The organism is Massilia sp. CT11-137, assembly GCF_047302885.1.
GTDB classification, from domain to species: Bacteria; Pseudomonadota; Gammaproteobacteria; order Burkholderiales; family Burkholderiaceae_D; genus Telluria; species Telluria orientalis.
The window spans coordinates 644282-671205 of the sequence record NZ_JBKYMP010000002.1 but is presented as its reverse complement, the minus strand read 5'-3'; the positions used below and the strand labels follow the sequence as shown (position 1 = coordinate 671205).

Here is a 26924-nt window from a genome sequence, read left to right as displayed (position 1 = left end):
GTTTTCCTTGTGGAATCTTTTTCCACGACGTCAAACACTGTCCGCGAACGATCATGCCCACCCAGACCCCTCTTTCCTTCGTGCCGAAGTTACTGGCGCCCCCTACGCCGATCTTCACGCCGGGCCACATGAGTATTACCCTGGATTTCAGCACCGACATGGCGGCTGGGAGCGGGTCGGTCATCATCACGGACGGTGCCATACAGACCGTGATCGACCGCGTCACGGGCGAGCCCACGCTGCGGGTGGTCGGCGCGACCGACACGCACACGATATCGGCATCCAGCCTGGACATCACGGGCACCCAGGTCAAGCTCGACGTGGCCGGCCTGCTGCCCGATCACACCTACAGCCTGGTCATGGGCGCGGATGCGCTGCAGTCGATAGCCCATGTGGCATTCGGCGGCGTACGCTCGACTTCGCAAGTGCCGATCATCACGCCGGACGCGCCGGACACGCTCGGCCCGCAGTTACTCAAGATCGGCACCGACGGCAGCGTCCTGAAAGCGGGGGGCAGCATCGTCGTCACGTTGACGTTCTCCGAAGCCGTCGACGACCTGCCGGCGGATGCGTTGAGCGCGCAGCACGCGGAGATCACCAGCCTGGCCAGGAGCGACGGCGGTCTCACGTGGACAGTGCTTCTGACCGCGCCGAAAGACGCCACCACGGCGCCCGGAAACGTCCTGAGCCTGGACATGACCAAGGTGCTCGACGCGGCCGGCAACCACGGCAGCGGCACGAGCAACCTCGCCAGCTACACGGTCGACACGCAGGCCCCCACGGCCACCGTCACGCTGGACAACGCCCTGCTCGGCGGCGGCCACGATGCCGTCGCGACCATCAAGTTTTCCGAAGCCGTCACGGGCCTCACGCCCGCCGCGCTGAACGCCGGCCACGCGACCGTCTCGAACCTGCACACGACGGACGGCGGCACGACCTGGACCGCCACGCTGAGCGGCACCGCGGCCACCAGCGCGGGCGGCAACGTCCTCGCCGTCGACCTGGGCCAGGTGAAGGACCTGGCCGGCAACGCGGGCAGCGGCAGCGCGGTGTCGGCGGCCTACACGGTCGATACGCAGGGACCGAACGCCGTCGCCATCGCCCTCGACGGCGCCACGCTCGCTGCCGGCAAGCCCGTCCATGCCACGTTCACGTTCGCGGAACGCGTGCAGAACCTGGCGCCGGAGGCGATCACGGCACCGCATGCGACGGTGTCCGATCTCGCCAGCAGCGATGGCGGCAAGACCTGGACCGCGACGCTTACCGCAGACGGCACCGGCACCTGGACCGGCAACGCCGTCAGCGTCGACCTGGCCAAGGTGGCCGACCTGGCCGGCAACGCGGGCAGCGGCACGATCGCAAGCAGCGCCTACGCCGTCGACACGCAGGGGCCGACCGCCACCTTGGCACTGGACGGAACGGCCGTGCACACGGGCGGCACCCTGGGCCTGACGCTGCATTTCAGCGAGGCCGTGAAAGACCTGACGGCGGCCGCGCTGCAGGCGCCCAATGCGGCGCTCGCCAACCTGCAGCACTCCGGCGACTACCTGACGTGGACGGCCACGCTCACCCCGCAGGGCGGCGTCACCGACGCGACCAACGCCGTCATCCTCGATCTCGCGAAGGTGCACGACGCCGCGGGCAATGCCGGCAGCGGCGGCACGGCCTCCGGCAACTACGCCATCGACACGCACGGCCCCGGCGCCGTCGCCATCGCGCTGGACGGCGCCACACTTGCCGGCGGCAAGAGCATCCACGCCACGTTCACGTTCGACGAAGCCGTGCAGGACCTGCCGCTCGCCGCGATCGGCGCGCCGCACGCGCACGTGGCCGGCCTCGCGAAGGCCGACGGCGGCAAGACCTGGACCGCGACCCTGACCGCGGACGGCAGCGGCACCTGGGCCGGCAATGCCGTCTCCGTCGACCTGACGCAGGTGAAGGACCTGGCCGGCAACGCGGGCAGCGGCACCTTCACCGGCGCGGCCTACGCCGTCGACACGGAAGGCCCGACCGCCACACTGGCGCTGGACAGCACGACCCTGCACGGCGGGAGCAGCGCCACGCTGACGATCCGGTTCAGCGAAGCGGTGACGGACCTGACCGCGGCCGCGCTGCAGGCCCCGAACGCGACGCTCACGAACCTGCAGCATTCGGGCGACGGGCTGACGTGGACGGCCACGCTGACGCCGGCGAGCGGCATCGAGAATGCGGTGAATACCGTGACCCTCGACCTCGCGAAGGTGCACGACGCGCTCGGCAACGCGGGCAGCGCCAAGGCGACCTCCGACAACTACGCCGTCGACACGCAGGGCCCGACCGCTACGCTGGCGCTGGACAGCACCGTGCTGCACAGCGGCGGCGGCGCCACCCTGACGATCCGGTTCAGCGAAGCCGTGACGGACCTGACGGCGGGCGCGCTGCAAACACCCAACGCAACGCTCACGAACCTGAAGCATTCGAGCGACGGATTGACGTGGACGGCCACGCTCACCCCGCAGGGCGGCGTGACCGAGGCGGACAATGCGGTCAAGCTCGACCTCACGAAGGTGCACGATGCGCTCGGCAACGCCGGCCGCGACAGCGCCATCTCGACCGCCTACAAGGTCGACACCGTGGCGCCGACCGTGACCCGCATCGATCTCGACAACACGAACCTGGACGCCACCCACGGCGCCACGCTGACCATCCGCTTCAGCGAAGCCGTGGCCGGCCTGGACACGGACGCCATCAGCGCGCCGCACGCGGCCGTCAGCGGCCTGCACATGGCGGACGGCGGCCTGACGTGGACCGGCACGCTGGCCAGCAACGACCTGGCGCCCAGCAGCGGCAACGTGCTGTCCGTCGACCTGACCAGGGTGCACGACCTGGCCGGCAACGCGGGCAGCGGCAGCGCCCAGTCGGAGGGCTATGCGGTCGCGGGCATCGCCAACACGCTCGCCATCGCCCTCGACGGGACGAGCCTCGACGCGGCCCACACGATCCAGGCCACGTTCACGTTTACGCAGGCCGTGCCGAACCTGCCCCTGGCCGCGATCTCGGCGCCGCATGCGAGCGTCTCGAACCTGGTGGGCAGCGCAGACGGCAAGACCTGGACCGCGACGCTGTCGGCCAACGGCAGCGGCGACTGGACCGGCAACGTCGTCGGCGTGGACATGAGCAAGGTGCTGGACGCGAACGGCCATGCCGGCACCGGCAGCGCGTGGAGCGCCCCATACGCGGTCGACACGATCGGCCCCGCCGGCGCGACGATCCTGCTTGCCGCCGGCATGCTGAACGCGGGCGGCACGATGGACGTGACCTTCGCGTTCGCCGAGAGCGTGGGCACGCTGCCGGCAACCGCGATCAGCGCGCCCGGTGCCACCGTGAGCAACGTGCACGCGGCCGACGACGGCAAGACGTGGATGGCGACGTTGACGGCCCAACCCGGCGTGGAGACGGGCGGCCTGCACGTCGTGCTCGACCTGGCCCAGGTCGTCGACGCCCACGGCAACCGGGGCGGCGGCTCCGTGGCCAGCACGGCCGCGTACGCGATCGACAGCAAGGCGCCCGTGGTGGCGGACATCCTGTTCGACGACACGACGATCGGCCCGTCGCACGGCATCGGCTTTTCGATCTCGTTCTCGGAAAGCGTGAGCGGCCTCACGGCCGCCGCGCTGCAGGCCCCGCACGCGACCGTGAGCGGCCTGGCGATGGCGGACGACGGCAGGACGTGGACCGGCACCCTGAACGCCGAGGCCGGCGCCGAGAGCAGCACGGGCAACCAGCTGCGCGTGGACCTGACCCAGGTGCATGACGCGGCCGGCAACGCGGGCAGCGGCAGCGCGGCGTCGCTGTCGCACTACAGCGTGAACACGGATGCGCTCACCGCCACCGTCGCGCTGGACGGCGGCGCGCTGGTCAGCGGCGGCAGCGTCGGTCTCACGGTGCGCTTCTCGGCGGCGGTGACGGCGCTCGACGCCGCGGCCCTCGACACGCCGCACGCCGCGCTCACGAACCTGCACCACTCGGACGACTACCGGACGTGGTATGCGACCCTGTCCGCGGCCGACGCGGGCATCGTCGACAACACCAATACCGTCGGCGTCGATCTGACGAAAGTGCACGACACGCTCGGCAACGCGGGCAGCGGCACGGCCAGCTCCGGCAACTACACGTACGACACGACGGTGGCGGCCTATATCTCCGGGATCTACATCAGCGACCAGGGACCGTACGAGGACGACGGCATCACGAACAGCGACGGCGATTCCGTTGCTGGCTATTTCATCGGCTCGCTGACCGGCACCCAGCACGTGAAGGTCACGCTCGACGGACAGGACGTCGAGGTGGTTGTGAACTCACCGGAGGGCAGTCTGACGTACTGGTATAACCAGACCGATGCCCGCCTGTCCCCGGGCGTGCACACGTACACCGCGAGCATCGTCGACGCCGCCGGCCATGCCAGCGCCACGGTGTCGAAGCAGTTCACGATCGACCTGACGGCGCCGAACGTGACCAGTTCGCCCGACGGCAGCACGGCGTTCGACATCGCGGGCGACCTCGTCCTCACGTTCGACAAGCCCGTGTACTGGACGAACGGAGAGAGCAGCTCCGACGGCGTGCAACTGTACGACCACGACGGCGCCAGCATCTACATCGGCCTGACGGAAGCGAACTTCTCGAGCGACCACAAGACCCTCACGCTCGCTGCGGACGAGCTGCACCTCGGCTCGGGCAACGACTATTCCCTCTACCTGCCCTACGCGCTGACCGACCTGGCCGGCAACCAGGTGGCGGAGCACAGTATCGTCTTCCACACGGCCGGCACCTACGTCGACGTGACGGCGCCGCGGGCGATGAACCTCCGGGCCGACGTGAGCGGAGGCGACTACGGCGTCGGCGCAACCATCGGGATCCGCGTGACGTTCAGCGAACCGGTCGACGTGCGCGGCGACCCCGGCCTCGAACTCAACAACGGCGCCGTGGCCCGGTTCCGCGGCATGAGCGACGACCACCGCAGCGCGCTGTTCGAGTACACGGTGGCGGCCGGCGACAACGACGTGGGCGGTCTGAACTTCGTCACGAAGGACAACCTGGCGGACCATTTCGCGGACGGCGCCGGCAACGTGCTCGACCTCGCGCACATCACGTACGGCTCCCTCGGCGACTCCGACGGCTACGGCGGCACGATCCGGATCGACACGCACGCCCCGGACGCCCTGCCCGCGCCGACGCTCGCCGCCGCATCCGATACCGGCACCGCCGGCGACAACGTCACGAGCGTCGTGGCGCCCACCTTCACGGGCAGCGGCGCCGATGGCTGGGCCCAGATCGAACTGTACGTGGGCGACCGCCTGGTCGGCAGCGGCTGGGCCGACGGCAACGGCCACTGGAGCATCGACGACGTCCTGCTGGGCACCAACGGCACCTACACGGTCAAGGCCGTCCAGTACGACGCCGCGCACAATGCGAGCGCGCCGTCGCAGCCGCTGACGATCACCGTCGCCGGCTCGACCGCCGCGGGTGCGACGTTCGCGCCGGGCTCCGACAACGGCCTGTCCTCCAGCGACACCATCACGAGCTTCGCCGCGCCGGGACTGACGGGCACCGTGGCCGCCGGCACCGAGGTGACAGTGTGGGACGGCGACAAGATCCTGGGTTCCACCACCGCCGGCGACAACGGCGTATGGCAGTTCTCGCCCCTGTGGGACCTCGCGAACGGCCAGCACACGATCACGCTGGAACTGCAGGATACCGGGGGCAACGTGACGCCGCGCGACCTGTCGGTCCCGTTCACGTTCACGGTCGACGCCATCGAACCGGACGCCCCGGGCCAGCCGGTACTGGCGGCGGCGAGCGACACGGGCGTCTCGTCCTCCGACGGCATCACGAACGACACGATGCCCACGCTGACCGGCCTTGCTGCCGAAAGCGGCGGCCGGATCCTGGTCTACGACGGCGCGTCCCTCGTGGGCGGGGCCGACGTCGGCAATAACCGGAGCTGGACGGTCACGCTCGGCGGCGGCGGGCCGCTCACGGACGGCGTGCACACGTTCACCGTGGTCCAGGAAGATGCGGCCGGCAACCAGGGCGCCGCATCCGCGCCGTTGTCGGTCACGATCGACACGACGGCACCGACGGTGGCATTGACCCAGTCGACCAGCAAGGCGGGGGCGAACTGGCACAGCCTGACGTTCAGCGAAAAGATCGTGTTCGCGCAGAACGGCACGGTCGACGTGCTCGACAGCGGCAATCACGGGCGCTCGCACCACGCGTGGGACGTGTTGACCAACTGGGACATCGCGCACGGGAACACGCTGGAACTCAACCTGGGCACGCTGCACGGCGTCTACCACCTCACGGTGAACGGCAGCGCGATCGAGGACGTGGCGGGGAACGTCGCCATCATCGGCAACTCCACCTTCGACGTCGGACTGACGGCCTGACGTCTCGACCCTACGCCGTTCCCGCGAAGGCGGGATGCCGCTCTGCGTCATCCCCCCAAGTCTTGCTTGCGTCGCCGCAGCTTGACGAACGTGGGCCCCGGCCTTCGCCGGGGCGACGGTTTCAAGCCGGCCACTCCAGCGCGCGGCCGCTTGCGAAGCTGCGTGCTGCTCCCGTGAGAGGATCGTCGAACGCGATGGACCGCGCCAGCAGTTGCAGCGGCGCGGAGAAATCGTCGCCCTTGCACGGCAGCGCGACGGGATAGAAGGCGTCGTTCAGGATCGGCACGCCCAGCGACGCCATGTGCAGGCGCAGCTGGTGCTTGCGGCCCGTGTGCGGATGCAGGCGGTAGCGCGCGACGTCGCCGCGCGTTTCCAGCAGCTCGACGAACGTCTCGGAATTCGGCTCGCCCTCTTCTTCCCGCATCACGAAGAACTTGTCGCCGTCGACCATGCGGCTCCGGTAGGTGAACGGGAAGTCGCGCCCGTGCAGCACCGGTGCCAGCGCCTCGTACACCTTGCGGATGCTGCGCTTCTGGAACATCGACTGGTACGTGCCGCGCGTGGCCAGGTTGTGCGAGAAGATGACGACGCCGGCCGTCTCGCGGTCGAGGCGGTGGATCGGCGTCAGGTGCGGCAGGTCGAACTTATGTTTCAGGCGTACGAGCAGGGTCTCGCGCAGGAAGCGCCCCGTCGGGATCATCGGCAGGAAGTGCGGCTTGTCGACGACGAGCAGGTGCTCGTCCTGGAAGATCACGCTTTCCTCGAATGGAATCGGCGTCTCGTGTTCCAGCTCGCGGTAATACCAGATGCGCATGCCCTGGCGTACGTGGCTTTCCGCCTGCAGCGGCGTGCCCTGAGCGTCGACGACGTCGCCGCGGACGAGGCGCTCGGCCCAGGACGGGCCGGCGATGGCGGGAAAACGCGCCTCGAGGAAGGCCAGCATGCCGCCGGTCCGGGTTTCCGTGATCCACAGATAGCTGGGCGCCACGCCGTCCCGCACTGGCAGCGGCACGACGGCGTTGGCCGCGGCCTGGTGGCCCTTCCTGACGAATCGTGCCATCCCGCCTCTTAACGCTGCGCGACGTTGCTGCGGTAAGGCGGCAACCGGTTGACCGACACGCCCTTGCTGCGCGCATACAGCGGCAGCAGCACGTTCATGTGGCTGTCGATCTGCTCGATGCGCTCGCTGCCGCCCGGGTGCGTGGACAGCAGCTCGATCGGCGCGCCGCTCTGGTTCAGCGCCGCCATCTTGTTCCACAGCGCGATGCCGGCGCGCGGGTCGTAGCCGGAGCGCGCGGCGATGTCGAGGCCCACGAGGTCGGCCTCGCGTTCCTCGTCGCGCGAGAATTTCAGCACGAGGAGCTGGCCGGCCGCGTTGGTCGCGCCGCGCACGTCCACGCCGAGCCAGGCCGACAGCGCGGCGCCGCCCAGCTGGCTCGCGAGGCCCGTCGCCGCCGCCTTGCTCTGGCGGTCGCGCCCGTGCTCGCGCAGCGCGTGCGCGATCTCGTGGCCCATCACGGCCGCGATCTCGTCGTCCGTGAGGCGCAGCTTGTCGATGATGCCCGTGTAGAACGCGATGCGCCCGCCCGGCATGCAGAACGCGTTCACCTCGCCGGACTGCAGCAGGTTGACCTGCCACTTCCACTGCTGCGCATCCGGGTTCCAGCGCGCCGTGTTCGGGATGATGCGTTTCGCGATGGCGCGCAGGCGCTGCACGCGCGGGTCGGATTCCGGCACGAGCGCGCCTTCCTGCTTCGCCTTGCTCATCAGCGCCAGGTATTGCTGGGCCGACTGCTGGTTGATGGCTTCCTCGGGCGCCGCGATGTCGCGCCAGACGCCGCCGATCGAATTGCGTTTCAGTGGCTTGACGGCGATGCCATCCTGCACGACCTGGTCCTGGTTCGGGCGGTCGTCCTGGGCAGCCGTGGCGACCGCGCCGTGCGTGGCGGCGGAGAGGGCAAGCAATACGGCCGCGCCATGCTTGTAGAGTCGATTCATGGTGTTCTCCTGCTGGGTTCTGGACACATGATGCCCGCGCCGCGTTCGTAAGTACAACACGATACGCATAAGCGGGCAGCGACTTGTCAGGCCTTGCTCACGAGATCGCGCTTGCGCAGGCGAAACACCGCCAGGCTGCCGCGCAGGTTCGGCAGGAACGACACCGGCTTGCCCTCGGCCAGCGCGACGTATTCCAGCACTTCGAGGCCGCATTTCTCGGCCAGTTCCTTGAAATCGTAGATCGTCGCGCAGCGCAGGTTCGGCGTATCGAACCACTGGTAAGGCAGGGTGCGCGACACCGGCATGCGTCCTTTCAGCAGCGCCACGCGGTGCGGCCAGTACGCGAAGTTCGGGAACGACACGATCGCTTCCTTGCCCACGCGGACGATGTCGCGCAGGCGCGCCTCCACGTGCTGCATCATCTGCAGCGACGACAGGCACAGGACCATGTCGAACGCGTCGTCCGCGAACAGGTCGAGGCCCTGCTCCATGTCGTGCTGGATCACGCTGATGCCGCGCTGCGTGCTTTCCAGGACCTTGTCGTCGGCGATCTCGACGCCATAGCCGGTGCAGCGCTTGGCCTGCTCCAGGTAGCGCAGCATGGTGCCGTCGCCGCAGCCGACGTCCAGCACGTGCGCGCCGTCGCCCACCCAGTGGGCAATGAACGCGAGGTCGGACCGCAGGGTCAGGTCTTCGTATTTCATGCCGCCTCCTTCTGCTCGCCGGCGATGCGCTCGAAGTAGGCACGGACGATGTTCATGTAGCGCACGTCTTCGAGCAGGAAGGCGTCGTGGCCGTGCGGCGCGTCGATCTCGGCATAGGTCACCTTGCGGCGGTTGGCCAGCAGCGCTTCCACGATCTCGCGGCTGCGCTCCGGCGAGAAGCGCCAGTCCGTCGAGAACGACGCGACGAGATATTGAGCCTGCGTGTTTTCCAGCGCCTTGGCGAGGCTGCCGCCATGCTCGCGCGCCGGATCGAAATAGTCGAGCGCCTTGGTGATCAGGAGGTACGTGTTGGCGTCGAAGTATTCCGAGAACTTGTCGCCCTGGTAGCGCAGGTACGATTCGATCTCGAAGTCGATGCCGAAGTCGAATTTGTAGTCGTTCCTCTCGGCCGCGTTGCGCAGCTTGCGGCCGAATTTTTCCGCCATGTCGTCGTTCGACAGGTACGTGATGTGGCCGACCATGCGCGCCACCTTCAGGCCGTTCTTCGGCACGACGCCGTGTTCATAAAAATCGCCGCCGCGGTAGTCCGGGTCGGTGAGGATCGCCTGGCGCGCCACGTCGTTGAACGCGATGTTCTGCGCCGAGAGTTTCGGCGTGGACGCGATCACGATGCAGTGGCGCAGGCGCTCGGGGAACATGATGCTCCACGCGAGGGCCTGCATGCCGCCCAGCGAACCGCCCATCACGGCCGCGAATTGCCGGATGCCGAGACGGTCGGCCAGCAGCGCCTGCGCGGCGACCCAGTCTTCCACCGTCACGACGGGGAACGTCGCGCCGTACGGTTTTCCCGTGGCCGGATTCGTGTGCATCGGGCCCGTGGACCCGAAGCAGGAGCCGAGGTTGTTGACGCCGATGACGAAGAAGCGGTCGGTGTCGACCGGCTTGCCCGGCCCCACCATGTTGTCCCACCAGCCCGCGCTCTTCGGCTGGTCGGCGTAGTGGCCGGCGACGTGGTGCGACGCGTTCAGCGCGTGGCAGATCAGCACCGCGTTCGATTTGTCGGCATTCAGCGTGCCGTACGTTTCATACATCAGCGTGTAGTCGCCGATCGCCGCGCCGCTTTGCAGGCGCAACGGTTCGGCGAAGTGCATCGCCTGGGGGGAGACAATTCCGATCGATCCCATGAAGACTCTTAAGTTGTAACTAGACGGACTGCAACTGCTCCACCGCTTCGGCGATGGCCGCCGGTTCCATCGCGCGCAGGATGCGCTTGGTGCGCGGCACGAGCCGCGCCAGGTCGCTGGACAGGATTTCCTGCTTGACGGCCAGGAGCTGGGCCGGATGCATCGAGAACTCGCGCAGGCCCATGCCCAGCAGCAGGCGCGTGAGCTTGACGTCGCCCGCCATCTCCCCGCACACGGCGACGTCGATGCCGGCCTTGTGCCCGGCCTCGATCGTCATCGCGATCAGGTTCAATACCGCCGGGTGCAGCGGATTGTACAGGTGCGCCACCTCGTAGTCGACGCGGTCGATCGCCAGCGTGTATTGAATCAGGTCGTTGGTGCCGATGGACAGGAAGTCCAAACGCTTGACGAACATCGGCAGCGCCAGCGCGGCGGCCGGGATTTCGATCATCGCGCCGACTTCCACCGCCTCGTCGTACTTGATGTTCTGCTCGCGCAGCTGGGCCTTGGCCTGCTCGATCATGCCGAGCGTCTGGTCGATCTCGAACGCGTGCGCCAGCATCGGGATCAGGATGCGCACCTTGCCGAATGCCGACGCGCGCAGGATCGCGCGCAGCTGCGTGAGGAACATCTGCGGCTCGGCGAGGCAGTAGCGGATCGCGCGCAGGCCCAGTGCAGGGTTCAGCGCCGTGTGTTCGGTCTGGTCGAGCGGCTTGTCCGCGCCCACGTCGAGCGTGCGGATCGTGACCGGACGGCCCTTCATCGCCAGCACGGCCTTGCGGTACTGCTCGAACTGCTCGTCCTCGCCCGGCACTTTCAAACCCTGCGCGCCGCGGCCCATGAACAGGAATTCGGAACGGAACAGGCCCACGCCGACGGCGCCCGCCTCCAGCGCCGGGCCGCAATCGTCCGGCAGCTCGATGTTGGCGAGCAGCGTGATCGGCGTGCCGTCCTTCGTCACGGCCGGCGTCTTCTTGAGCTTGAGGAGGCGTTTTCTCGCCTTCATCAAATTGGCCTGGCGCGCGCGGTACTGCTCCATCACGAGCGCGCTCGGATTGCAGATCACGACGCCGGCATCGCCGTCGACGATCACCCAGTCGTCCTGCTCGATCAGGCGCGACGCCTGGCTCATGCCGACGGCGGCCGGGATGTCGAGGCTGCGCGCGACGATCGCCGTGTGCGAGTTCTGGCCGCCCACGTCCGTGACGAAGCCGACGAACGAGCGGTCGCGGAACGCGAGCATGTCGGCCGGCGAGATATCGTGCGCGACGACGATCATCTGCGGCTGGAAGTGGTCTTCGCCGACCGGCGGCGGGGCCGGCAGCGCGGTCCCCATCAGCACCTTCAGCACGCGCTCGGCCACCTGCTGGATGTCCTGCTTGCGCTCGCGCAGGTACTCGTCCTCGATCTCGTCGAACTGCGCGGACAGCTCGTCGATCTGCGTGACGAGCGCCCATTCCGCGTTGTAGTGGCGCGAACGGATGATGTCGAGGGGCGCCTCCGAGATCATCGGGTCGGACAGGATCAGCACGTGCACGTCGATGAACGCGCCCAGTTCCGTCGGCGCTTCCTTCGGCAGCTCGGTCCACAGCTCCTGCAGGTTGCGGTGCACTTCGGCGATCGCATCCTGCAGGCGCTTCACTTCCGCCTCGACCTGCTCTTCCGGCACGAGGTAGTGCTTGACGTCGAGCGCGGCCGGCGTGAGCAGGTGCGCACGCCCGATCGAGATCCCGCGCGAGACCGGAATGCCGTGCAGTGTGAACGATGCCATGGAAATTCCCAGATGACGGCCTCGGCTATCCGGCATTACTCGCCTTCGCCGAATTTATCGTTGATGAGGCCGGTGAGCGCGGCGATGCAGTCCTGTTCGTCGGGGCCGTCCGCTTCCAGCGTCACCTTGGCGCCCTTGCCGGCGGCCAGCATCATGACGCCCATGATCGACTTGGCGTTGATGCGGCGACCGTTGCGGGTGAGCCAGACGTCGCTCTGGAACTTGGCGGCCAGCTGGGTGAATTTGGCGGATGCGCGGGCGTGAAGGCCCAGCTTGTTGATGATCTCGAGTTCCTGTTGAATCATATTTTAATTGTCGTTTCTCTCGTTCATCTGTCCGGTCAGGTGCCGACCCGGATGCGGTTGTCGACCCGGACGGCGCCGTTCTGCGCGCCGGCCAGGGCCATCTCGACCACGACGTCCAGCGTGTCGCGCCGGTACGTGATCGCGCGCAGCAGCATCGGCAGGCTGATGCCCGCGATGACTTCCACGCGCCCGGCCTCGGCCAGCGTGTTGCAGCAGTTCGACGGCGTGCCGCCCTTGATGTCGGTGATGACCAGCACGCCATCGCCTTCGTCCAGGCGCTGGATCGCACTCTTGGCCAGTGCATGGATCTCGTTCGTGTCCTGGTCCGCCGTCACGTCGATCGCTTCGAAGCGCTCGGTGGGGCCGCGGAACACGTGCGCGACCGCGGCGATGAATGCCTGGCCCAGCGGAGCGTGGGTCATCAGCAGGATGCCTACCATGTCTTTAATTTCCTGTTACCCGTTTCTCGACGGCGTCGATGAACATCGCCGCGACGTCGAAACCGGTCTGGTCGGTGATCTCCTGGAAACACGTGGGGCTGGTGACATTCACCTCGGTCAGGAAATCGCCGATCACGTCCAATCCTACCAGCAACAGGCCACGGGCCGCCAGAATCGGGCCCAGACTTTCGGCGATCTCGCGGTCGCGCTCGGTCAGCGGCTGCGCGACGCCGGTGCCGCCGGCCGCCAGGTTGCCGCGCACTTCTCCGGCCTGCGGGATGCGCGCCAGCGAGAACGGGACCGGCTTGCCGTCGATGACGAGCACGCGCTTGTCGCCCTTGACGATGGCGGGAATGTATTTCTGCGCCATGATCGTGCGCGCGCCGTTTTCCGTCAGCGTCTCGATGATGGAGCCGAGGTTCAGGCCATCGTCCTTGACGCGGAAGATGCCGGCGCCGCCCATGCCGTCCAGCGGCTTGAAGATCACGTCGCCGTGTTCGGCGTGGAAGGCGCGCAGGCGCGTGCCGGACGACGACACGAGCGTGGGCGACGTGAACTGGCTGAACTGGGCGATGGTCAGCTTTTCGTTGTGGTCGCGGATCGCCGAGGGTTTGTTGAACACGCGCGCGCCCTGGCGCTCGGCCAGTTCCAGCAGATACGTGCCGTACACGTATTCCATGTCGAACGGCGGGTCCTTGCGCTCGATGACGGCGTCGAACGCGGACAGGGGCACGGCATCGGTGTCGCCTTCGCGGTACCAGTCGTCCGGGTCGCCGGTCAGCTGGATCTCGGTGGCCTCGGCCGTCACGACGCCCTCTTCCAGCACCAGGTGGCGCTGTTCGAAGGCATAGATCCGATGGCCGCGCCGCGCCGCTTCGCGCATCATCGCGAACGTCGAGTCCTTGTAGATTTTGAAGCCGGACAGCGGATCGGCGAGAAAAGCGATTTTCATGATGGTCCCAATGAAGGCAATGCCACGATTTTAGCCGGAAACGCGGATGTACGCGGAAAGGCGGCCGCGTCCGGCGGACGAGTTATCGGGGCATCTTCCTGTTGGCAAAACGTCATCTATTCAATCTGCATTTGCGAACCGTCAAACGTGCCGTCGGACCAGTTGGGAAGATGCGACGCAGGAGGGCACTATGAGCGACCAAGCCGAGCAGGAACGCATCAACCAGGTCTATCGCCAATGGACTGGCGGCGCCGCGTTGGCGAAACACGCCTGGCACCGGCCCGACATCGTCCGCCAGGCCGCGGCGCGGGCGCGCGTGCTGGCCGACCTGCTGCCGCTGACGGTGGGCCGCGACCTGTCCGCCGTGCGCGCGCTGGACGTCGGCTGCGGCGGCGGCGGCTTCCTGCGCCAGCTGATCGACTGGGGCGCCACGCCGTCCCACCTCGCCGGCACGGAGCTGCAGCCCGACCGCCTGGAGCAGGCCCGGGCCCGCACGGCGCCCGGCGTGCGCTGGCACCTGGGCCAGCTCGACATCTTTCCCGACGCGAGCATGGACCTCGTGAGCGCGCACTCGGTGTTTTCGGCGCTCCTGGACGAAGACCTGCGGCGCGGCCTGGCCGCCGAGATGTGGCGCGTGCTGCGTCCGGGCGGCTGGACGATGATCTTCGATTGTCGCTACGGCAGCGCGCGCAACGCCCACGTGCGCAAGGTGACGGACGTCGAACTGCTGCGCTTCTGGCCCGCCGCCAGCCGCCACTACCGCACACTGGTGCTTGCTCCGGCGCTGGGCCGCCCCCTGGCCGCCCTGCCCTGGCTGATTCCGGAAGCGCTGGCGACGGTGCTGCCGCCGCTGCGCTCCCACTTCATCTACATGGCGCGCAAGCCGGAGACGGACCGTATCGTGTGAATCAATAGATTTCCGGATACGTACGCTCCAGCCGTAGGGTGGGCTCCCCGAGCCCACGCGGATGTTTGCGATATGTTGGCGTCACGCTCCAGCCGCATCCAATGACATTAATAGATTTCGGGATCCGGATCGGTCCGCTCCAGCTCCAGCGACGCCGCCAGCAACGCAAGACGCGCCACCACGCCGTACACATAGAACCGGTTCGGCGCGGCGGTGCCCGGCTTGGCCTTCAGGTCCGGCACGGCGTGCTGCTGCGCGAACGCGAGCGGCACGTATTGCGAGCCCGGCGCGTTCAGGTTCTGATCCACGCCGCGCTCGGCATGCACGCGGTAGAAGCCGCCGACGACGTAGCGGTCGATCATGTACACGACCGGCTCCGCCACCGCGTCGTTGATCGACTCGAACGTGGGCACGCCTTCCTGGATCATCACGTCGGTGACGGTGACGCCATCCTTGATGACCGACATCTTGTTGCGCTGCTTGCGGTTCAGGTCCTTGACCTCGCTCGCATCCTTGACGGTCATGATGCCCATGCCGTACGTGCCGGCATCCGGCTTGACGATGACGAAGGGTTTCTGGTCCTTCATCCCGTATTCCTTGTACTTCTTCTTGATCTTCGACAGCAGCGCCGACACGTTATCGGCCAGGCATTCCATGCCCACGTCTTCCTGGAAATCGACCTCGCCGCATTTGCTGTGCAGCGGGTTCACGAGCCACGGGTCGATGTCGATCAGCTTGCCGAACTTCTTGGCGACCTCGTCGAACGCCTTGAAGTGATTGCTCTTGCGGCGCACGGCCCAGCCGGCGTGCAGCGGCGGCAGCAGCGACTGCTCGTGGACGTTTTCGAGGATGCTCGGGATGCCGGCGGACAGGTCGTTGTTCAGCAGGATCGTGCACGGGTCGAAGTCGGCCAGGCCCACGCGGCGGCCGTTGGGCGAGCGCACGAGCGGTTCCACGACCAGCATGTTCCCGTCCGGGAGCGCGAGCGGCGTCGGCTCCGTCACCTCGGGCGACAGCGAGCCCAGGCGCACGTGCAGGCCCGTCTGGCGGAAGATCTGCATCAGGCGCTGCACGTTCTGCAGATAGTACGGGTTGCGCGTATGGCTTTCCGGGATCAGCAGCAGGTTGCGGGCGTCCGGGCAGTATTTGTCGATCGCGGCCATGGCGGCCTGCACCGTCAGCGGCAGCATCTCGGTCGACAGGTTGTTGAAGCCGCCCGGGAACAGGTTCGTATCCACCGGCGCCAGCTTGTAGCCGGCATTGCGCAGGTCCACCGAGCAGTAGAACGGCGGCGTGTGCTCCTGCCACTCGAGGCGGAACCAGCGTTCGATGGCGGGCGTGGCTTCGAGGATCTTCTTTTCCAGGTCCAGCAGGGGACCGGTCACGGCGGTGGCAAGGTGGGGAACCATAAAAATGACGTCCTTCGGGCTTCTTGGCGATATGGTAAGCCGAGATTGGGGTGTTCGAACGTTTTTTAAAGACCTATATTCAATTAGGAAATAAAAAAGCGCCCCGGAGGGCGCTTTAGCGTATTAGCAACCTGGCAATCAGGAGTGATAAGCCTGCTCGCCGTGGCTCGTGATGTCCAGGCCTTCGCGCTCTTCTTCCTCCGGGACACGCAGGCCGACGACGACGTCGACGATCTTGTAGGCGATGAACGAGACGATGGCCGACCACAGGATGGTGGTGCCGACGGCTTCCGCCTGCACGAGGACCTGGTGGCCGATCGAGTACGGGTCGGCGGACATCTTGTTGGTGACGTAGTCGAAGATGCCCTGGCCGCCCAGTTGCGGTGCCGCGAACACGCCGGTCAGCAGCGCGCCCAGGATACCGCCCACGCCGTGGACGCCGAACACGTCCAGCGAGTCGTCGGCGCCGATCATGCGCTTCAGGCCGTTCACGCCCCACAGGCAGACGATGCCGGCGACGAGACCGATGACCAGGCCGCCCATCGGACCGACGAAGCCGCAGGCCGGGGTGATGGCGACGAGGCCGGCGACGGCACCCGAGGCGCCACCCAGCATCGACGGCTTGCCCTTGGTGATCCACTCGCCGAAGACCCACGACACGGTTGCGGCGGCGGTGGCCAGCAGGGTGTTGACGAAGGCCAGCGCGGCGACGTCGCCCGCTTCCAGGGCCGAACCGGCGTTGAAGCCGAACCAGCCCACCCACAGCAGCGAGGCGCCGATCATGGTCATGGTCAGCGAGTGCGGGGCCATCGATTCACGGCCGTAGCCGACGCGCTTGCCGATCAGGATCGCACCGACGAGGCCGGCGATAGCGGCATTGATGTGCACCACGGTGCCGCCCGCGAAGTCGAGGGCGCCCTTCTGCCACAGCCAGCCGGCCTTGGCGGTCTCGGCATCGATGGTCGCGGCGGTGAACGCATCCGGACCGGTCCAGAACCAGACCATGTGCGCGACCGGCAGGTAACCGAACGTGAACCACAGCACGACGAACAGCAGCACGGCGGAGAAGCGGACGCGCTCGGCGAACGCGCCGACGATCAGGCCGCAGGTGATGGCCGCGAACGTGCCCTGGAACGCCACGTAGATGAACTCGGGGATGACGACGCCCTTGCTGAACGTGGCCGCGGTCGAGAACGCTCCCTTGACCGGATCCCAGATCCCGTTCAGGAACAGGCGGTCGAAGCCGCCGATGAACGCGGTCTTCTCGGTGAACGCCAGCGAGTAGCCGTAGATGCACCACAGGACGATGATGACCGCGAAGATCATGAACACCTGCAGCAGCACGGACAGCATGTTCTTGGAACGGACCAGGCCGCCGTAGAACAGGGCCAGGCCCGGGATCGTCATCATGATCACCAGCAGCGTGGCGACCATCATCCAGGCGGTGTCGCCCTTCTGCGGGGTCGGTGCGGCAGCCGGCGCAGCGGCCGCTTCCGGTGCGGCGGCAGCGGCGGCTGCCGGGGCGGCCGGTGCGGCGGCGACCGGTGCGCTGGCGGCCGGTGCGGCCGCGGGTGCTGCAGCTTCCGCAGCGGCTGCCGGTTTGGCGGCATCCTGGGCCATGGCCGGGGCGGCTGCAGCCAGCGCCACGGCGACGGATACGCCTGCGATCAGTTTTGTAATGGTGTGGATCATCGGATTCCCCTTACAGCGCTTCGTTGCCGGTCTCGCCGGTACGGATACGGACTACCTGCTCCAGGTTGGAGACGAAAATTTTGCCGTCGCCGATCTTGCCGGTGCGCGCGGCGCTCTGGATGGTGTCGATCACCTGGTCGACGATGGCATCGTCGACCGCTGCCTCGATCTTGGTCTTCGGCAGGAAATCGACGACGTATTCCGCGCCACGGTAGAGCTCGGTATGGCCCTTCTGGCGACCGAAACCCTTCACTTCCGTCACGGTGATACCCTGGACGTTGATTTCCGAGAGGGCTTCACGCACCTCGTCGAGCTTGAAGGGTTTGATGATGGCGGTGATCATTTTCATGTGATTGCCTCTTCAGAAAGTTTTTGAAACCGTGAGCAGGGCCGCGGACTTGCCCAGGTTTTCCGCGGACGGGCTCACGTACGCGCTGGTGTCGGCCTTGATCCAGGACAGGGCCACGGAGCAGATGCCCAGGTCCTTGGTGACGCCGAGCTTGTAGTCGGTGTACGAGAACGAACCGTTGTGGCGCACGTTCTGGCGGCCGGCGTGCAGGTTCAGCGTGAAGCCGCTGCCGACGTCGACGTTGGCGCCGATGTCCAGGTAGCCGCTGCCCTTGCTGTCGGCCGTGCCGAACAGGTTCGTCAGCGAATGCGAGTACTTGACGTACGCCGGGCCGAAACCGAGCTGGCCGTACAGTTCGAACGTGTTGGCATTCGGATGCAGGCCATTGCTCGGGTAGAAGTAGTACAGGCCGCCGACGTCATAGGTGATGTCGCCCGTGAGGTTGCCGCGCTTGCCGCCGTACAGATCCCACTCGACGTCGCCGCTGCCGCCCAGGTCCTTGGTCCACTTGATGGTGGACAGCCAGGTGCCCGCGTACAGGCCGGTCGGGTTGTGCGTGTAGTCGGCGCCGCCCTGCAGTGCGGGGTCGAGACGGGACTGGGAAATGCCGCGGTAGCGATAATCGCTCGTGACCGCCGCGTTGAAACTCACTTCATTGTCCGGCTTTTGCTCTTCGGCGCCGGCCAGCCCGATGTGAAGGCTCCACAGGCTTGCTGCGAGTACTGCGGCGTGGGACCAGTTGCTGTTACGACGCTTCATACGACACTCCCTTTAGTTGAACATGTTCTTGGGTTGCGGTTTACAATCCGGGATTGCGACCTCTTATGGTTAATGGTTGATTAGCAGGATGCGTGCCACCCCCATGCCGGGCGGGTTCCCGCTTGTTTTTCACCCCTTCCGCCCCCAGTTTTTTACTTTCAAAATACAAACGGGACCAGGACGCGTGCGCCGTCGCGGTGCACGCACCAAATCAGGTATGTACGCACCTTCTTGGTGCGGCAAGCCGACTCAAGGACTAGTGTGAAATGAACAATTTTTTCAATGATTTGCAGGGCAAGATCAATCAGGCGATCGAAAACTCGCCCGCCAAGGACATCGAGCGCAACGTCAAGGCGATGATGACCCAGGGCTTTTCGAAGCTGGACCTGGTGACGCGCGAAGAGTTCGACATCCAGGCCCAGGTGCTGGCCAAGACGCGCGCCAAGCTGGAGGCGCTGGAACTGCGCGTGGCGGAACTGGAAGCGAAGCTGGCCGCCTCCGACGCCAAGGCTTGACGCCTACGGGCGGCCGCGCACCCTCATCCGCACCTTCGCCCGTGCCATCATCCGCCACAGCGCGAACAAGGCCGCCCCGCCCAGGCTGACCGCAAACACGATCGCCACCATCCAGCCCATCGGATTGGTCAGCCCGAGACTGTCCGCGCCGAAGACGAGCGCGGACGCCAGCGCCACCTGCGCGATCCACACGGCCCGCAGCGGCCGGAAGGCGTCGAGATCCCCGCGCTTCCAGAGGCGCAGCGCAACCCACGTGACGGGTCCGCACAGCAGGCAGAACAGCACCGCGAGGGCGAGCAGGGTCAGGATCAGTCGGGGCATGCGTGGACAGGAGAAGGCGGAGCCCGCTACATTACCAGACACCTCGCAGACCCGACGCGAAAAAAGTTCGGCATACAGGCCTGTCCCCTCTCAACAGGCATCGTCTCCGCTTGCCTAAGATGAGGCCTCGCCCACCGTCGAAGGAGTCCGATGAGCCTCGCCGTCCTCAGAAGCCGCGCCCTGGCCGGCATGGAAGCACCGGCCGTCAGCGTCGAAGTTCACCTGGCGAACGGCCTGCCGGCGATGAACATCGTGGGGTTGGCGGACGCCGAGGTGCGCGAATCGAAAGACCGCGTGCGCGCCGCGCTGCAGAACTCGGGCTTCGAGGTTCCCAGCCGGCGCATCACCATCAATCTTGCGCCGGCCGAGCTGCCAAAAGAATCCGGACGGTTCGACCTGCCGATCGCGCTGGGCATCCTCGCGGCGTCCGACCAGATCCCATCCGGCGCGCTGGACGGCTACGAATTCGCCGGCGAGCTGTCGCTGTCGGGAGAATTGCGCCCCGTGCGCGGTGCGCTGGCGATGAGCTTTGCCATGCTGCGCCAGCACGCCGACGAGGACACGTCCGCGCGCGCGTTCGTGCTGCCGTGGGCGAACGCGGACGAGGCGGCCCTCGTGACGGACGCCGTCATCTACCCTGCCCGCTCGCTGCTGGACGTGTGCACGCACTTCGCCGCGACGTCGGACGAGGCGCGGCTCGCGCGCTACCGCCCCGTGCCATCGGCCGATCCGCCCGTGTACCCGGACTTCGCCGACGTCAAGGGCCAGCAGCAGGTCAAGCGCGCGCTCGAGGTAGCGGCCGCGGGCCTGCACTCCGTGCTGCTGATCGGACCGCCGGGCGCCGGCAAGAGCATGCTTGCGTCGCGCTTCCCCGGCCTGCTGCCGCCGCTGCGCGAGGAGGAAGCGCTGGAGACGGCCGCGCTCCAGTCGCTCGCGGGCAGCTTCGCCATCGAACGGTGGAGAAAGCGGCCGTTCCGCAGTCCGCACCACACGAGTTCCGGCGTGGCGCTCGTCGGCGGCGGACAAGTGCCGCGTCCCGGAGAAATTTCGCTCGCCCACCACGGCGTGCTGTTCCTCGACGAGTTGCCGGAGTTCGACCGCAAAGTGCTGGAAGTCTTGCGCGAGCCGCTCGAAACGGGCGCCATCACGATCTCGCGCGCCGCGCGCCAGGCCGACTTCCCCGCCAGTTTCCAGTTGATCGCGGCGATGAATCCATGTCCGTGCGGCTGGCTCGGCCACCCGTCGAGCAAGTGCCGCTGCACGCCGGACGCCGTGCAGCGCTACCAGGACCGCATCTCCGGCCCCCTGCTCGACCGCATCGACATCCAGGTGCCCGTGGCGGCCATGACGCCGGACACGATGGCGCAACTGGCCGACGGCGAACCCAGCGCCGCCATCGCCGCGCGCGTCACGCAGGCGCACGCGCGCCAGTTGTCTCGCCAGGGCAAGGCCAACCGGAAGCTGACGACGCGCGAGATCGACCACCACTGCCACCTGGACACCGCCGCCGCGCGCCTGCTGGGCGACGCCATGCAGCACCTGCACTGGTCGGCGCGCGCCTATCACCGCGTGCTGAAGGTGGCGCGCACGATCGCCGATCTCGCCGGCGTCGATACGGTCAACGCCCAGCACGTGGCCGAGGCGATCCAGTACCGGCGCGGCTTATGTGACCATTAAGCGGCGACCACTAATCCACGCGCCTGCCGGCGCCGCTCGATGACGAGCACGAGCACCAGGGCCAGCACCTCGAAACTGCCGCCGACCCAGCCCACGACACCGGGCGACGCATGCGCCACCGTGAACCCGCCCGCCAGCACGCCCAGCGAGAAGCCGGCGTACTGGAACGATACGTTCAGCGACAGCACGACGGGCGCCAGCGCCACGCCGCCGCGGTTGACGAGGCTGTTCTGCTGGGCCGGATAAAAGCCCCACGTGGCGAGGCCCCACAGCACGACACCCGGCAACAGCAGGCCGAGCGGCCAGTGACCGAAGCCGGCCATCGCGGCGAGGTAGTAGAACGACGCGGCCAGCAACAGCAGCGCGGGCACGACGACGTTGAAGGATCCGAAACGGTCCGTCGCGCGTCCGCCCACGGCCAGGCCGACGGCGGCGTCGAGTCTCGCCTTCAGGCTGACGGGCGGCGCGCCGGCACCGAGCGACTTCGGCAGGCCGATCGCTAGTGCCACGGCGGCGAAAGCAGGCCCGCGATCATGAAGCTGTCGGTGCCGATGGCGAAGGTGCCCAGCGCCAGCGTGAAGAGAAGGCCTCTGGGCAGGGAGGTGGGTTCGGTGGACATCGTCGACTCCGTTCTGGTTGCCTGATGCAGGCATCTTTTCAGAACGGAGGACGAAGCGTGGGTCCAATAACCCTCGATTCAGGCCATCGGATCCCTATCGAAGGATCAGGCGAGGCCCGTGGTCTGCTGTTCACGGGCCGCGCGCTTGATGGCCTGGGGCGGCTGGCCGAAGGCGCGCAGGAAGGCGCGGCGCATGCGCTCGGGATCGGAAAAACCGGTCTCGCGCGCGACGACGTCGATCGAGTGGTTGCTGCCCTCGATCATGGCGCGCGCCGCTTCCACGCGCAGCACCTCGATCGCGCGGGCCGGCGACTGGCCCGTCTCGATGCGGAACGTGCGGCTGAACTGGCGCGTGCTCAGGTTGGCCGCCTCGGCCAGCTCGTCCACGGACAGCGGCTTGCGCAGGTGGCGCTTGGCGTACGACAGCGCCTGCTGGATGCGGTCGGACTTCGGCTCCAGTTCCAGCAGCGCGGAGAACTGCGACTGGCCGCCGCTGCGGCGGTGGTAGACGACGAGCTTGCGGGCGATGTTGCGCGACAGCTCGATGCCGTGGTCGCTCTCGACGAGGGCCAGGCACAGGTCGACGCAAGCCGTCATGCCGGCCGACGACCACACCTTGCCCTCGTTGATGAAGATGCGGTCTTCCTCGACGCGCACCTTCGGGTACATGCGCTGCAGGTCGCGCGCCAGCGACCAGTGGGTGGTGGCGCGCTTGCCGTCCAGCAGGCCCGCCTCGGCCAGCAGGAAGGCGCCCGTGCAGATGCTGCCCACGCGGCGCGACTGCACGCCGGCCTGGCGCAGGATCTCGACGAAGCCCGGCGACGACGGACGCCGCGGCGCCATCTGCCCCGCCACGAGCAAGGTGTCGTAGTCGTAGCGCGTGACGGCTTCCGTGAGCACGCTGATGCCCGAGGAACTGGTCATCGCGCCGCCGTGCTCCGACAGCATCGTGACCTCGTACATGGATTCTTCCAGCAAGGTATTGGCCAGTTCGTAGACCGTTGTCGCCATGAGATCCAGGACCTGGAAGCCGGGTGGCAGCAAGAGTCCGATTCTGCGTTTCATGTTGTCCTCAGTGATGATCAGGTTCGCCGGAGAGTCCGGCGCCACAGCGTCTGCTGCAGTGCATGATGGTAATCATACGACAACCGCTCCGGTCCAACCAAAAACAACTGACAAAGTAGATAGGCTTCCGAATATATGTGCATACGCACACTTCGTCCTGATTAGAGGGTTCTTTGTCATTCAGGGCAGATATGTTTGCGCCAACATTGATCCCAGAAGACAACATCTTCCACACCCCTGATAACCAGAACGGAGAATCACCATGCAACTCACGAACAATACCATCTTCATCACCGGCGGCACCTCGGGCATCGGCCGCGCGCTGGCGGAAGCGTTTCATGAACTGGGCAACCAGGTCATCATCGGCGGCCGCCGCAAGGCCCTGCTCGACGAGGTGACGCGCGCCAACCCGGGCATGCGCGCCGTCGAGCTGGACATCGCGGATCCGGCCAGCATCGAACGCGCCGCTGCGACCCTGATCGCCGAGTATCCCGCGCTGAACGTCCTGATCAACAACGCCGGCATCATGCCGTTCGACGATCCGTCCGGGACGATCGACGACGCCACGGCCGTGTCCACCATCGAGACGAATCTGCTCGGTCCGGTCCGCATGACGTCCGCCCTCGTCGGCCACCTCAAGAAGCAGCCGCGCGCGACGATCATCAACAACACGTCGGTACTGGCCTACGTGCCGATCGCCACGAACGCGGTGTATTCGGCCACCAAGGCCGCGCTGCACTCGTACACGCTGTCGCTGCGCTTCATGCTGCGCGCTACCGGCGTGACGGTGCAGGAAATCGCGCCGCCGTGGGTCAACACCGACCTGATCCACAAAGGCGACGACCCGCGCGCCATGCCGCTGGACGCCTTCATCGCCCAGACCATGCAGGCCCTGGCCACGGACCGCGAAGAAGCGCTGGTCGACATCGCCGTCCCGCTGCGCAACAACGCCGGGCCGGACGAGCACAAGCTGGTCCACGAGTTCAACGCCCACATCGCGGAGAACCCGATCCCGGTCGCCTGAACCGTCCGGCCCTGTTACCATGTCGTCATGACAAGACGACGCTTCGCGGCCCTCGTGGCCGCGCTCGGCCTGCTTCTGGCGGCCTGTTCCCCCAAGTACAACTGGCGCGACTATGCAAGTCCGGACGCGCCCTACCGCGTCATGTTCCCGGCGAAACCGGCGACGTTCACGCGCACCATCGACCTCGACGGCATGCAGGTCGCGATGACGATGACGGCGGCCGAGGTCGATGGCGCGACGTTCGCCGTCGGCGCGGCCGAAGCGCCGGACGCGGCGCGTGCCCAGGCCGCGCTGGAAGCGATGCAACTCGCGCTGGTGCGCAACATCGGCGCCACCGTCACCAGCCAGAAGGCGACCGCGGACACGGACCGCGCCACGCGCGACGTCGACGCCAGCGGCATCCGCAACGGCGAGACCATGCACCTCGTCGGCCACTTCGAGGCGCGCGGCAAGCGCTTCTACCAGGTGATCGCGATCGGCAAGAAGGATGCGCTGCCCGCCGAACAGGTCGAACAATTCATTACGTCTTTCAAACTGCCCTGAGATGAACAGCGAGTCCCCTGCCCTGCGCCTGTCCGGCCTGCGCAAATCCTTCGGCCGGCCCGCCGTCGACGGCCTCGACCTGACCGTGCGGCGCGGCGAACTGTACGCGCTGCTGGGCCCCAACGGCGCCGGCAAGACGACGACCTTGCGCATGGTCACCGGCCTGCTGGCCCCGGATGCCGGCGACGTACAAGTGCTCGGCATCGACCTCGCGCGCGATCCCGCGGGCGCGAAGCGCGGCATGGCCTATCTTCCGGACGACCCGCTGCTGTACGGGAAACTGCGGCCGACGGAATACCTGGAATTCGTCGCCGGCCTGTGGGGCATCCGCGCGCAGGACGCCGAACCGCGCGCGCGCCGCCTGCTCGACTGGCTCGACCTCACGAAGCACGCGCACGAGCTGACGGAAGGGTTTTCGCGGGGGATGAAGCAGAAGCTGGCGCTGGCCGGGGCGCTGATCCACGAGCCCGAGCTCCTGATCCTGGACGAACCGCTGACCGGCCTCGATGCGGCCGCCGCGCGCCAGGTGAAGGACCTGCTCGTGTCGCACGTCGAGCAGGGCGGCACCGTGATCCTGACGACGCACATCCTCGAGGTGGCGGAACGTCTCGCGCAGCGCATCGGCATCATCCGCCAGGGCCGCCTGATCGCCGAGGGCACGCTGGCCGAACTGCGCGAGCGCACGCAGGGCGGCAGCCTGGAAGACGTATTCCTGCACCTGACCGAAGGACAGCCAGGGTGAGTGCCGCGCCCGGAAGCATCCGCTGGCTGCTGGGCCACGAGCTGCGCCTGGCCTGGTATGGCGCGACCATCAACAAGGGCGGCAGGCGGCGTCCGGGCTGGCCCGCCATCGCCATGTTCGTGATCGGGTTCATCGGATTGCACCTGATCGCGTTCGCGCTGCTGCGCGCACTGGGCCGCGACGGCATGGGCGACGCGCTGCTCGCGATCCCTGTCAGCCTGCTGGTGGTCGTGTGCTCGACCTTCATGCTGTCGAGCAGCCTGCGGGCCTGCGTGCTGGCGCTGTTCGAGCGCGGCGACCTCGATCTGCTGCTGTCGTCGCCCCTGCCCTCGCGCAGCGTCTTCGCGGTGCGTCTGCTCGGCATCGCGGCCGCCACCGCCCTGCCCTACGTGTACCTGGCCGGCCCGTTCGCCAACGTCGCGCTGGTGCTGGGCCATCCCGGCTGGCTCGGCGTGTACGTGACGATCGCCGCCTGCGCGACGCTGACGGCCTGCGCAGGCATGCTGCTGACGCTGGGCCTCGTGCGCGTGCTGGGCGCGCGCCGCACGCGCGTGGTGGCGCAGGTGCTGGGCGCCATCGCGGGCGCGCTGATCTTCCTGCTGTCGCAGGCATATAACTTCACGCGCCATGACGGGACCGTGGGGCCGCGCATCATGGAGATGATGACGCACCAGTCCCTGTTCGGGCCGGACAGCGTGTTGTGGCTGCCCGGCCACGCCGTCCTCGGTGCGCCGCTGCCGCTGCTGGGCGCCGTCCTGCTGGCGGGACTCGCGTTCATGCTGACCCTGGCCCGCACGCACCGCTTCTTCGTCCATGGCCTGCAGCAGGCCGCCGGCATGGGCCGCGTCCGCGCCCGCCCGGCCGGCGCGCTGCGCTTCGGTTTCCGCGCCAGCCTGTTCGACACGGTCGTCATCAAGGAATGGCGCCTGATCGCGCGCGACCCGCACCTGATCGCGCAGGTGCTGCTGCAGCTGGTCTACCTCGTGCCGCTGCTGTTCCTGATCCTGCGCGGCGACTCGGCCGGCCCCGCGCTGGGCGCCGGCCTCACGCTGCTGTGCAGTTCGTTGACGGGTAGCCTGGCGTGGATCGTGATCTCGGCCGAAGATGCGCCCGACCTGCTGCTGTCGGCTCCGGCGCCGCGCCGCACGCTGCAACTGGCCAAGCTGGCGGCGGCGACGATGCCGGCCCTGCTGCTCGTCGCGCTGCCGCTGCTATGGCTCGTCGTGCGCACGCCGCTGACGGGCCTGCTCGTCGCGTTCCCGGTCAGCGCGGCCGTGCTGAGCGCCGGCCTGATCGTGCAGTGGACGGGTCGCCCCGCTCCCCGCAGCGATTTCAAGACGCGCGGCAAGGAAAATTTCCTGTGCACGATGCTGGAACTGGTCAGCAGCCTGTGCTGGGGCGGGCTCGGCTGGCTCCTCGTCGCGCTGGCGGCGGACGGACCGGCCTGGATGCTGCCGGCCGCGGCGGCGGTGCTGGCGGCGGGGCTGCTCGTGCTGCTGCTGGCCCGCGCAATGCGGCGGCGCCCGGTGTGAGAGGTAGCCCACTGACCTCCAGGCCCGACT

At 67.5% G+C, this 26924-nt stretch carries 23 protein-coding genes; 8 read left to right on the top strand and 15 right to left on the bottom strand.

Annotated elements, in window-relative coordinates; all coding sequences use genetic code 11:
- The first annotated feature begins 53 nt into the window (after window positions 1–53).
- Window positions 54–6425: an Ig-like domain-containing protein gene (locus ACEN98_RS19730; RefSeq protein ID WP_413386591.1), complete on the top strand. Its 6372-nt coding sequence runs from the start codon at window positions 54–56 to the stop codon at window positions 6423–6425.
- 121 nt (window positions 6426–6546) lie between these two features.
- Here the strand turns inward: ACEN98_RS19730 and ACEN98_RS19725 are convergent, their stop codons facing one another.
- The 8 genes from ACEN98_RS19725 to gshB all read right to left on the bottom strand — a co-directional run bounded on the left by ACEN98_RS19725 (window position 6547) and on the right by gshB (window position 13740).
- Window positions 6547–7485, bottom strand: a complete 939-nt coding sequence (locus ACEN98_RS19725; RefSeq protein ID WP_413386589.1) for an RluA family pseudouridine synthase — start codon at window positions 7483–7485, stop codon at window positions 6547–6549.
- Window positions 7486–7493: 8 nt separating this feature from the next.
- A complete protein-coding gene (locus tag ACEN98_RS19720; protein ID WP_413386587.1) occupies window positions 7494–8423 on the bottom strand; it encodes a M48 family metallopeptidase in 930 nt (309 codons plus the stop codon).
- An 86-nt stretch (window positions 8424–8509) separates the two neighbouring features.
- A complete protein-coding gene (gene metW / locus ACEN98_RS19715; RefSeq protein WP_413386585.1) occupies window positions 8510–9127 on the bottom strand; it encodes a methionine biosynthesis protein MetW in 618 nt (205 codons plus the stop codon).
- Entirely contained in the window at window positions 9124–10272 is a 1149-nt protein-coding gene (gene metX / locus ACEN98_RS19710; protein WP_413386583.1) for a homoserine O-succinyltransferase MetX, read from the bottom strand. Before metX ends, metW begins: the two co-directional genes overlap by 4 nt.
- A gap of 19 nt (window positions 10273–10291) precedes the next feature.
- Entirely contained in the window at window positions 10292–12043 is a 1752-nt protein-coding gene (ptsP, locus tag ACEN98_RS19705) for a phosphoenolpyruvate--protein phosphotransferase (protein WP_413386581.1), read from the bottom strand.
- A 35-nt stretch (window positions 12044–12078) separates the two neighbouring features.
- On the bottom strand, window positions 12079–12348 hold the full coding sequence (locus ACEN98_RS19700) for an HPr family phosphocarrier protein (protein WP_258853052.1): 270 nt from the start codon (window positions 12346–12348) through the stop codon (window positions 12079–12081).
- A gap of 35 nt (window positions 12349–12383) precedes the next feature.
- Window positions 12384–12788 (bottom strand): PTS sugar transporter subunit IIA, encoded by a 405-nt coding sequence (locus tag ACEN98_RS19695; RefSeq protein WP_371765950.1) that lies wholly within the window; start codon window positions 12786–12788, stop codon window positions 12384–12386.
- A gap of 4 nt (window positions 12789–12792) precedes the next feature.
- Complete coding sequence (gshB, locus tag ACEN98_RS19690) at window positions 12793–13740, bottom strand: glutathione synthase (RefSeq protein ID WP_413386579.1); 948 nt, start codon at window positions 13738–13740, stop codon at window positions 12793–12795.
- A 190-nt stretch (window positions 13741–13930) separates the two neighbouring features.
- On the opposite strand from gshB, the gene ACEN98_RS19685 reads away from it, so the two are divergent.
- Window positions 13931–14647, top strand: coding sequence for a class I SAM-dependent methyltransferase (locus tag ACEN98_RS19685; protein ID WP_413386577.1), 717 nt, complete (start codon window positions 13931–13933; stop codon window positions 14645–14647).
- A 107-nt stretch (window positions 14648–14754) separates the two neighbouring features.
- Here ACEN98_RS19685 and gshA read toward each other — a convergent pair whose 3' ends face one another.
- From gshA to ACEN98_RS19665, 4 genes are all read right to left on the bottom strand, one after another.
- Window positions 14755–16056, bottom strand: a complete 1302-nt coding sequence (gshA, locus tag ACEN98_RS19680; protein ID WP_036235279.1) for a glutamate--cysteine ligase — start codon at window positions 16054–16056, stop codon at window positions 14755–14757.
- 138 nt (window positions 16057–16194) lie between these two features.
- Window positions 16195–17748, bottom strand: coding sequence for an ammonium transporter (locus ACEN98_RS19675; RefSeq protein ID WP_413386575.1), 1554 nt, complete (start codon window positions 17746–17748; stop codon window positions 16195–16197).
- Between the two features lie 10 nt (window positions 17749–17758).
- Window positions 17759–18097, bottom strand: a complete 339-nt coding sequence (locus ACEN98_RS19670; protein ID WP_025511601.1) for a P-II family nitrogen regulator — start codon at window positions 18095–18097, stop codon at window positions 17759–17761.
- 12 nt (window positions 18098–18109) lie between these two features.
- Window positions 18110–18856, bottom strand: a complete 747-nt coding sequence (locus ACEN98_RS19665) for a TorF family putative porin (protein WP_413386573.1) — start codon at window positions 18854–18856, stop codon at window positions 18110–18112.
- 266 nt (window positions 18857–19122) lie between these two features.
- Here ACEN98_RS19665 and ACEN98_RS19660 point away from each other — a divergent pair, with 266 nt between their 5' ends.
- The gene (locus tag ACEN98_RS19660) at window positions 19123–19371 is read left to right on the top strand and encodes an accessory factor UbiK family protein (protein ID WP_413342274.1); all 249 of its coding nucleotides are present in this window, start codon (window positions 19123–19125) and stop codon (window positions 19369–19371) included.
- 3 nt (window positions 19372–19374) lie between these two features.
- On the opposite strand, the gene ACEN98_RS19655 is transcribed toward ACEN98_RS19660, so the two are convergent.
- Entirely contained in the window at window positions 19375–19734 is a 360-nt protein-coding gene (locus ACEN98_RS19655) for a hypothetical protein (RefSeq protein ID WP_413386571.1), read from the bottom strand.
- A gap of 108 nt (window positions 19735–19842) precedes the next feature.
- On the opposite strand from ACEN98_RS19655, the gene ACEN98_RS19650 reads away from it, so the two are divergent.
- Complete coding sequence (locus ACEN98_RS19650; protein WP_413386569.1) at window positions 19843–21369, top strand: YifB family Mg chelatase-like AAA ATPase; 1527 nt, start codon at window positions 19843–19845, stop codon at window positions 21367–21369.
- Here ACEN98_RS19650 and ACEN98_RS19645 read toward each other — a convergent pair.
- Together ACEN98_RS19645 and ACEN98_RS19640 are read right to left on the bottom strand one after the other, a co-directional pair.
- The gene (locus tag ACEN98_RS19645; RefSeq protein WP_413386567.1) at window positions 21366–21878 is read right to left on the bottom strand and encodes a hypothetical protein; all 513 of its coding nucleotides are present in this window, start codon (window positions 21876–21878) and stop codon (window positions 21366–21368) included. The genes ACEN98_RS19650 and ACEN98_RS19645 overlap by 4 nt on opposite strands.
- 215 nt (window positions 21879–22093) lie before the next feature.
- Window positions 22094–23053, bottom strand: coding sequence for a GlxA family transcriptional regulator (locus ACEN98_RS19640; RefSeq protein ID WP_413386566.1), 960 nt, complete (start codon window positions 23051–23053; stop codon window positions 22094–22096).
- Window positions 23054–23315: 262 nt separating this feature from the next.
- Between ACEN98_RS19640 and ACEN98_RS19635 the strand changes: the two genes are divergently transcribed.
- Genes ACEN98_RS19635 through ACEN98_RS19620 form a run of 4 tightly spaced genes read left to right on the top strand, consistent with a single transcriptional unit; the run spans window position 23316 to window position 26894 of the window.
- On the top strand, window positions 23316–24077 hold the full coding sequence (locus ACEN98_RS19635) for an SDR family oxidoreductase (protein ID WP_413386564.1): 762 nt from the start codon (window positions 23316–23318) through the stop codon (window positions 24075–24077).
- 27 nt (window positions 24078–24104) lie between these two features.
- Entirely contained in the window at window positions 24105–24620 is a 516-nt protein-coding gene (locus ACEN98_RS19630) for a hypothetical protein (RefSeq protein ID WP_413386563.1), read from the top strand.
- 1 nt (window position 24621) lies between these two features.
- Window positions 24622–25362 (top strand): ABC transporter ATP-binding protein, encoded by a 741-nt coding sequence (locus tag ACEN98_RS19625; protein ID WP_056122101.1) that lies wholly within the window; start codon window positions 24622–24624, stop codon window positions 25360–25362.
- Window positions 25359–26894, top strand: coding sequence for a putative ABC transporter permease subunit (locus ACEN98_RS19620; protein ID WP_413386562.1), 1536 nt, complete (start codon window positions 25359–25361; stop codon window positions 26892–26894). The genes ACEN98_RS19625 and ACEN98_RS19620 overlap by 4 nt, the downstream gene beginning before the upstream one ends.
- Window positions 26895–26924 lie beyond the last annotated feature (30 nt).